The sequence below is a fragment of the Magnetococcales bacterium genome (genome assembly GCA_015232395.1).
GTDB lineage: Bacteria > Pseudomonadota > Magnetococcia > Magnetococcales > JADFZT01 > JADFZT01.
In genome coordinates this window covers 45,446-53,724 of sequence record JADFZT010000027.1, presented here as the reverse complement: position 1 = coordinate 53,724, position 8,279 = coordinate 45,446, and the positions used below count along the sequence as shown (strand labels likewise).

The window sequence follows — 8,279 nt, the reverse complement described above, 5'->3', positions numbered from 1 at the left end:
TGGGGTTTGGGGGGGAGAGGGCGGATTGACGCGGGTCGGATCGGGGAGGGGAGAGCACAGATCGCCTTTGTTCCAGACCACGATCAGCCGTTCGGGATCAAGACCCCCAAGCATCAGCTCCTCCTCTTCCTGAAGACCAAGATGCGCCTCACCCACAAACAAAACCCCATCGGCCCCCTGAGCCTTGGCCTTGGCCCGGCGAATGCCCTCCTGCTCAATCTCTTCGGCCTGGGAGCGGATGCCGGCGGAGTCCACCAGCAGCACCGGGATGCCATCGATGATGAGCTGATTTTCGATGAGGTCCCGGGTGGTGCCGGGCAGGGGGGTGACAATGGCCCGATCCTGACCGATGAGCCGATTGAAGAGGGATGATTTCCCCACATTGGGGCGGCCCATAATCACCAGCTGAAACCCTTCACTGAGATGCCTGCCGGTCTGTGCGGATGAAAGCATTTCCTGAAGGGAGGCCAAAACCTGGGCCAGACGTTCTGCAATCACCGCCTGATTGTCAGGGGAGATCTCTTCATCGGGAAAATCGAGCCCCGCTTCCAGATGGGAAAGCAGCGCCACAAGCTCCCCGCGAATGGCTCCCAGACGCTCTGAGAGGGAGCCTGCCAGCTGTCGGGAGGCTTCCCTTGCGGCGCGCAGGGAAGAGGCCTCAATGAGCCCCATGAGCGCTTCAGCCTGCACCAGATCCATCTTGCCGTTGAGATAAGCCCGGCGGCTGAATTCACCCGGGCGGGCGGTCCGAAATCCCACTTCAAGAAGACGCTCCATCATTCTGGAAAGAATCACGGGGGATCCGTGGGGGTGGATCTCTACCTGATCTTCACCGGTAGCTGAATGGGGCGCAGGAAAATAGACCACCAGCACCTGATCGAGGGGGGGGGCGTCATCATAATCCAGGAAATAAAGAAGGCGCAGTTTTCGGGGGGTAAAGTCCCCAACCTCAAGAGCATTGCCGGAGGGCGTGGAAAAGAGGGGAAGCAGAGAAGGCAGCAGGTTGGGGCCACTCAAACGCAACACCGCCACGGCGGAGCTGCCGGGCGGTGTCGCAAGACCCATGATCGGGTCGGATTCCAGATGCAGGGGAGGGCGCATGGCCTGACTTTCGATAGGGGCCTGGTCGACCCCACCCTACCTTGTTGGGGATAAAACGCCAGACTGGTTCAGGCGGTTTTTTTCATGATGTAACCCTGCTGGAGAATGGAGAGGGTGTTGTTAACCAACCAGTAGAGCACGAGACCCGAAGGAAAGGTGAGGAAGAAGATGGTAAAGACCACCGGCAACAGCATCATCACCTTGGCTTGAACCGGGTCAGCCGGGGCTGGATTCATTCGGGATTGAATGAACATGGAAATTCCCATCAGCACCGGCAACACATAGTAGGGATCCTGAACAGAAAGATCCTGTACCCACAAAAAGAACGGCGTGTGGCGCATCTCGATGGAAAGAAACAGGACCTTATAGAGGGCGAAAAAGACCGGAATCTGCACCGCAATGGGCAGACAGCCCCCCAGGGGATTGACCTTGTTATCCTGGTAGAGCTTCATCATCTCCTGGTTCATGCGCTGCTTGTCGTCTTTATAGTTTTTGCGCAACTCTTCCACTTTGGGCTGCAATTTTTTCATCGCCGCCATGGAGTGGTAGCTCTTGTTGGCCAGCGGGAAGAAGAGCAATTTGATCAGGATGGTCAGGAAAATGATGGCGACGCCATAGTTGTGGAAAAAGTCATTGAAGAAGAGAAGAATCTGAACCAGAGGCACCGCCAGGAAGTGAAACCAGCCATAGTCGATGGCCCGCTCCAGGTTGAGATTTTGCGCTTCCAGGGTGCGAATTTCCTTGGGACCGATAAAATATTGCAGGCTGGAAACCAGATCACTGTCCGATTTCAGACTCTTTTTCGGCGACACCACACCCACCCGATAGGAGGGAGCGTCATAGTCAAAATAATATTTGCGCTCTTTCGCTTCGGGGCCGGGAATCATCGCCGCCAGGAAAAACTTATCGGAAAAACCGGCCCAACCTTCCATCGCCTTTTGGGAATAATCCTGAGTGATGATATCGTCGTAGGCGTTGAGAACCCGCACGCCGTCAAGGTAGCCGATGGGGCCCTCAAAGTCAGCGATGGCCATGGCCTGGTCCGGAGAGACTTCCGGGCGAATGCGTACCAGTTGGGCGAAGTGATAGACGGGGATCTCTTCACCGGTATGATTGACCACCCGGTCGGTGATGGTCATCAGGTAGGAGTCCCGATTGAATTCAAGCCGCTTTTCAAATTGCAAACCAGCGCCGTTATCCCAGACCAGGAGGATCTCACCCTCATCCAGATTGCCGGATCCCTTGGCCAGCTGCCAGTTGGTATCACGACCAGGCATTTTGAGTCCGGGTGTGGATAAAAACCCGCTTTCGCTAAAAAACTGCTGGGGACCGGAGCCGTTCAAATATTGGATCGGCTCGCCGTTTTCCCCCATTTCGGTGAGATGTTTGAAAAAGCGCAGATCGATCAGCTGCCCCCCGTTCAGGGAAATCTGACCACTGACCAGGCTGTTTTCAAAAGAGGCGGTGGGACCGGGATCATAAACCACGGGTTGCGCCACCGGCTGGGGTTTGGCTCCGTCGGTTTCCAGCACGGGGCCAGTGGCACCTTTACCCACGACCACATCTGAATCGACTCCGCCTTCCACCGGGGAGCCATCATCCTGCAGGATTATTTCCGTACCCTGCTCAGGGGTGGGATAATAGACGGAAAGGAAGACCTGATAGGCCATCAGCAGAGCAAAAGAGAGGCCGATGGCCAAAACGGTACGCTGATCCATGGAAATCCTTACCTCATCGAAAACTAGGGGACCGGGTCCAGTCCGCCGGGATGAAAGGGATGGCACTTCATGATTCTTTTAACAGCCAAAAACAGACCCCGCCCGCTGCCGTGGCGGCGAATGGCGGTGATGGCATAGCTGGAGCAGGTGGGATGAAAACGACAGCTCGGAGGCAGAAAGGGGGTAATGAGCCATTGGTAACCACGGATCAATCCCAGGAGCAGCCGTTTCATATCAGTCCTACCGATCAAGCATCCATCCATCCGGCCTGCGGTTCGCTACCGGATTAAGCCACCCCGGTCAGGATATTCCCGGCGGGGCGTTTTACTTACTGTGACAGATATCGCAACGACAAATATCGCAACCTTCGACAGGTGAATTCCGTATGACGGCTTCAACCCTGTTTCGGCTGGTGCCTGCGCCTTTGGGCAGGCCTTGGCTTTGAACGTTGTGAGTGCTGGTTGGATGGCTTAAAAAAAAGCCGCTCCAAATCTTTCCGCAAGGCGGCATTGTCCGATTTTCCGGCGCGATGGCGGGCGATCACCACAAAGTCCTGGCCGCGATCTTCAACAGCTTGCACCCTTGGACCGCTGTCGGAAGAACGACCAGAGGCCCCGTTTTGGTGACGAATCGCTTCAGGATTCCCGCCAGTGGACACCTTGTGCCTCTGGGCGGATCTCTCTTGCTGGCGAAAAGATTCACTCACCTGGCGGTTGCCGGCAATGCGCTGTCGAAAAAATTCCCGCACCACCCGCTTGACCCGATTGCGAACGACCGCCACACCCACCTTGCGACTGACAGTCAAACCCAAACGCATCCCTGCTTGGGATCCGGGCCGCCAAACCAGGACAAAAAGAGGTGTCTTGCTGCTTAGCCCACCGTTTTGAATCTGTCGGAACTCTCTGGAGTCCAGAATCCGAAGATGCTTTGGAAAACAGGCCCCACTGGGATCCTCGCTCTGCATTTTTGGCAGGTTTGGATGGGTTTCCCGGGGTGAATTTCCCTCGGAATCGGGGGGGGCTGTCCGGTCGGATGGGCTGAGAGTCATCGGCGCGGTGGAGTCCAAGCGCCTTTCATTCCTTATCTCAAAGAACGAAAGAGGATCAGACGGCAAGCCGACGACGACCCCGACGGCGACGGCGGGCGATTATCTGCCGGCCACCACGGGTTGCCATACGAGCCCGAAAGCCGTGATTGCGCTTGCGGCGCACATTGCTGGGTTGGAATGTCCGTTTCATGGAGGCTTACCTCGTTCAGTCTTGAAAATCCCGGCTCCTTGGGAAGGCTTGGTTGTTTCACTGGCGTTTCCCAAAAAGGTCAGGCGATTAAAGTGCTTTCGTTTGGGGCACGCATGCCCCTTACCCCGGCTGGTCTGAATCCCGGGCAAAAGGGACATCATAGGCAAATTGGTTTCCAGGTCAAGACTTTCCTGTTGCCAAACAGAGGAGAATCGTGACATTGCCGTCGCTACGGGTCACCAAGGGGTCTCATAATCCCCGAATATATACCGGACACAACCCTCTCCCGGCCTGCCAATACCCCCTGGCAGGGAGAGCCTGCTGCCAGGTGATGAAGTGGTGCAGCAGAGGCAGCCAACCCCCCTCGGGGCCGTTGCCGCAAGGTTGTGGCTGTGTTAGTCTCAAAGCCGAAAATCGGGTCAGCCGGGCCTCCCTCAACCAGCCCAGCCCCAGCCCCCCCTAACAATTCAGTCCTTTAAAAGACGAGACCGGAAACGAAAACGCACCTCATGAACGAAATCTGGTCCAAAGCCAAGACGACTATACAAGAGCAGCTGTCGTCCCACGTCTACGACATGTGGATCCGGCCACTGAAGCAGGGCCGTACCCTGGCGGAGGACCATCTGGAAATTTTGGCCAGCAACGATTTTTCCGCCGACTATATCCAGAGCCATTTCGGCTCCATGCTCGAATCCAGCCTCTCCAGTGAAGCCGGGCGACCCATCCGCATCTCCTATCGGGCAGATCCCAATCCCGATGAAGTCGCACCGGAGGAAAAATCAAAAGATTCCTCCGGCTCCGATGCCGGGAGCCCCGCCACCACGGCCCGGATAGCGCCCACCCCCGTGGAGCCGGTGGAAAGCATCGGCCTGGATCCCCGATACACCTTCGACTCTTTTGTGGTGGGGGGGTGTAACCAGTTTGCCCACGCCGCCGCCGCCCGGGTCGCCGAAGCCCCGGCCGCCGCCTACAATCCCCTCTTTATTCATGGGGGAGTCGGTCTGGGCAAAACCCACATTCTCCACGCCATCGGCAATGAGCTGGCCAAAACCCGTCCCGAGTTGAAGGTGCTTTATATCTCCTCGGAAAAATTTATGACCCAGCTGATCAACTCCCTCCGATTCAACCGGGTTTTCGACTTTAAGGAAAATTTCCGCACGGTGGATATTTTGCTGGTGGACGATATTCAGTTTATCGCCGGCAAGAAGGCCACCCAGGAAGAATTTTTTCACACCTTTAACGCCCTGTTCGAGGCCAATAAACAGATCATCCTCTCCTCGGATTCCTTCCCGGCGGATATCGAACACCTGGAAGAGCGTCTGCGCTCCCGGTTCGGCTGGGGGCTGGTGGCGGATATTCTCACCCCGGACCTGGAAACCCGGGTGGCCATTCTCAAGAAAAAAGCCGCGACGGAGGGGGTGGAAATCTCCGACGATGTGGCTTTTTACCTGGCGGACGCCATCCAAACCAACGTCCGGGAACTGGAAGGCGGACTCATTCGCCTGTCGGCCCTGGCCTCTCTGACCCAGAAACCGATAAACTTACCCCTGGTGAAGGAGTCCATGCGGGGATTGTTTAAAAGTCAGGATAAACAGGTCTCCATTGAAAATATTCAAAAAACCGTATCTGCCTACTATAAAATCCGGCCATCGGATATCCGCTCCGGCAAGCGATCCCGTCTGTTCAGCCACCCCCGGCAGGTGGCCATGTATCTCTGCAAACAGCTGACCAGACACTCCTATCCGGAAATTGGTCACCAGTTTGGCAAAAAAGATCACACGACGGTATTGTATGCGGTACGCCAAATCGAAAAAAAGAAGGGCAAAGACCCCACGCTGGCTGAAGAGTTGGAGTCTCTCGTAGAGATGCTTCGCAAATGAGGACAGTGCACTATCATTCACTCAAGGTATTCACATGGATCTACACATTGATCGCGAAGCGTTCCTGAAAACGCTCTCCCGGATCCAAACGGTTGTGGAGCGGCGGAACACCATGCCGATCCTGGGACACACCCTGCTGAAGGCCGAGGATGGATTTCTCTCCCTGTCGGCGACCGATCTGGAAGTCTCCCTGAAAACCCGCTGTCCTGCGGAAATTGAAAGCCCGGGGGCGTTGGCGGTTTCAGCCAGAAAGCTTTTTGAAATTGTCCGGGAGCTGCCCGAAGGCGAGGCGCGTCTGTTCGAGGACGGTAATCAGCGGCTGGTGGTGACCTCGGGGGAGGCCCGTTTCAACCTGGGGGGGGTGCCTGCAGATGAGTTCCCCGCTATTCCCGAACCCAACGAGGAACACCGCATCCCCATGGATCCGGCCACTCTTCTGGGCATGTTCAATCAAACCCACTTTGCCATCTCACCGGAAGAGAGTCGCTTCAACCTCAACGGCCTGGCGCTCCAGGTGGAACCCGCCGAAGGGGAGGGGGCAGGCCGGATGCGCATGGTGGCAACTGATACCCATCGGCTCTCCCTGGTGGAACAAATCCTGGACTATGCCCCACCGGAACGCCTCCAGGTGATCATCCCCCGCAAGGCGGTGACCGAAGCCCGCAAATTGTTGGAGGATGTTGGTGAAAGTGATAGTGAGGGGGAGGGGGAGCAGAATGGGGACAAAGAGGAGGAAGAGCTGAGCCTGGATCTGGTTATCGAAGAAAAATTTATCCAGTTTATCCGGCCTGGCATTACCCTGATCTCCAAGCTGGTGGATGGGCGCTATCCCAACTATAAGCGGGTGATTCCCCAAGATAATCAATACCGGCTCGATGTGGACAAAAACCAGCTCCAGGGGGTGGTGCGGCGGATGAGCGTACTCTCCAACGAAAAATCCCGGGGGGTGCGGATCAAGATCGGCAAAAACCAGCTGAAATTCAACACCAACAACCCCGAGCAGGATGTGGCGGACGAAAAAATGGTCGCCGAATTTGACGGCCCCAACATCTCTCTCGGCTTCAATGCGCGCTATCTTCTCGACATTATCCATGTGGTCGAAGGGGAGACCATGCGCTTTATGATCCAGGAAGAGGAAAAAAGCGTGCTGGTTCTCGATCCGGATCGGGACAGCGCCCTGTTTGTTCTCATGCCCATGCGGGTTTAGACGCTTGCGCGATGGAGCTTGCGTCTCTGCGTCTTTGTAACTTTCGCAACATTCCCGAGGCCTCTCTGGGCTTTGTCGCCGGATTGAACCTCATCACCGGGGGCAATGGCCAGGGGAAGAGCAATCTGTTGGAAGCCGTTGGGCTTTTGGCGACGGGACGCTCCTTTCGTCGTGCTCCCCCGGGGGCGTTGCGGCGCTATGGAGAGCCCTGGTTTTCCCTGAACGGCCTCACCCGAAGCCAGGGGGTGAGCCATCGTCTTGACTTTTATGGTCAGGAAAACCGCCAGGGAGCCCGGCTGGATGGCAAGCCGATGTCGGCAACTTCCGCCCTCGGACAGGCCCTGGCTGCGGTGATTTATACCCCGGAAACCAGCCGGTTGGTGCGGGGAGGGCCGGGGGATCGGCGGGCTTTTATGGATTGGGCGATCTTTTCCCGGGAACGCCGCCATGCGGCGATGATGCGGGATTATCAGACCGCCCTGAAAGCCCGCAACAAGCTGCTGCGCAAGGGAAACAGTGATGCCAGGGAGATGAGCGCCTGGGAGGACCGGCTGGCGGAAAATGGTGCCAGAATAGCCATCCTGCGGCGGGCTGTCTTGCCGCCTCTCAAAAAACATCTGATGGTTTTTTTGGCAGCCCTTACCCTGGATCCGGAACGGTTCGACATGGTGCTCTCCTGCCAGTTGGATCGCCTGGCAGAGCGTTGGGACAACTCCCGGGAGGCGGCGGCCATCTATCGGGAAAAGCTGGCCCACCATCGGGATGTGGACAGACGTGCAGGTTCTACCGCCATTGGCCCCCACCGGGACGATCTGCAATTTCGTCTTGACGGCCACCCCCTTTCCCGTTTCGGCTCCCAGGGGCAGCAGAAAAGATTCGTGCTGGCGCTCAAACTGGCAGAGGCGGCACTCCTGGAAGAGACTTTGGGAGAGGCGCCGCTGTTTTTGTTGGACGATCCCGCTTCGGAACTCGACCGAACGGGGATCGAGATGCTGATGACTCTGCTCGGAGAGCGGGACCATCAGCTTTTTGTCACCTCCTGTGATCCCGGGGAGATTCCCTGGAATGGTCGGGAAAAGCGCACCTTCCAGGTGACAAATGGGGATTTTCAAACAGGTACGGCAACAGAAGTGGA

Annotated in this window: 8 protein-coding genes; 3 read left to right on the top strand and 5 right to left on the bottom strand. The window is 56.8% G+C overall.

Annotation, left to right across the window (positions count from 1 at the left end; genetic code table 11):
* From mnmE to rpmH, 5 genes are all read right to left on the bottom strand, one after another.
* A partial coding sequence (gene mnmE, locus HQL52_09695) for a tRNA uridine-5-carboxymethylaminomethyl(34) synthesis GTPase MnmE (protein ID MBF0369716.1) occupies positions 1-1,101 on the bottom strand: 1,101 nt, incomplete at its 3' end.
* A gap of 68 nt (positions 1,102-1,169) precedes the next feature.
* Entirely contained in the window at positions 1,170-2,819 is a 1,650-nt protein-coding gene (yidC, locus tag HQL52_09690; protein ID MBF0369715.1) for a membrane protein insertase YidC, read from the bottom strand.
* A 23-nt stretch (positions 2,820-2,842) separates the two neighbouring features.
* The gene (gene yidD / locus HQL52_09685; GenBank protein ID MBF0369714.1) at positions 2,843-3,052 is read right to left on the bottom strand and encodes a membrane protein insertion efficiency factor YidD; all 210 of its coding nucleotides are present in this window, start codon (positions 3,050-3,052) and stop codon (positions 2,843-2,845) included.
* Positions 3,053-3,213: 161 nt separating this feature from the next.
* Complete coding sequence (gene rnpA / locus HQL52_09680) at positions 3,214-3,783, bottom strand: ribonuclease P protein component (GenBank protein MBF0369713.1); 570 nt, start codon at positions 3,781-3,783, stop codon at positions 3,214-3,216.
* Between the two features lie 139 nt (positions 3,784-3,922).
* Entirely contained in the window at positions 3,923-4,057 is a 135-nt protein-coding gene (rpmH, locus tag HQL52_09675) for a 50S ribosomal protein L34 (protein MBF0369712.1), read from the bottom strand.
* A 509-nt stretch (positions 4,058-4,566) separates the two neighbouring features.
* Here rpmH and dnaA point away from each other — a divergent pair.
* From dnaA to recF, 3 genes are all read left to right on the top strand, one after another.
* Complete coding sequence (gene dnaA / locus HQL52_09670) at positions 4,567-5,937, top strand: chromosomal replication initiator protein DnaA (GenBank protein ID MBF0369711.1); 1,371 nt, start codon at positions 4,567-4,569, stop codon at positions 5,935-5,937.
* Positions 5,938-5,971: 34 nt separating this feature from the next.
* Positions 5,972-7,144, top strand: coding sequence for a DNA polymerase III subunit beta (gene dnaN / locus HQL52_09665; GenBank protein ID MBF0369710.1), 1,173 nt, complete (start codon positions 5,972-5,974; stop codon positions 7,142-7,144).
* A gap of 11 nt (positions 7,145-7,155) precedes the next feature.
* The coding region (recF, locus tag HQL52_09660; protein MBF0369709.1) for a DNA replication and repair protein RecF at positions 7,156-8,279 on the top strand (1,124 nt) is incomplete at its 3' end.

Excerpts from the sequence above, each read along its gene's own strand:
- yidC (MBF0369715.1), bottom strand. The coding sequence starts at position 2,819 with ATGGATCAGCGTACCGTTTTGGCCATCGGCCTCTCTTTTGCTCTGCTG.
- yidD (MBF0369714.1), bottom strand. The coding sequence starts at position 3,052 with ATGAAACGGCTGCTCCTGGGATTGATCCGTGGTTACCAATGGCTCATT.
- rnpA (MBF0369713.1), bottom strand. The coding sequence starts at position 3,783 with ATGCAGAGCGAGGATCCCAGTGGGGCCTGTTTTCCAAAGCATCTTCGG.
- rpmH (MBF0369712.1), bottom strand. The coding sequence starts at position 4,057 with ATGAAACGGACATTCCAACCCAGCAATGTGCGCCGCAAGCGCAATCAC.
- dnaA (MBF0369711.1), top strand. The coding sequence starts at position 4,567 with ATGAACGAAATCTGGTCCAAAGCCAAGACGACTATACAAGAGCAGCTG.
- dnaN (MBF0369710.1), top strand. The coding sequence starts at position 5,972 with ATGGATCTACACATTGATCGCGAAGCGTTCCTGAAAACGCTCTCCCGG.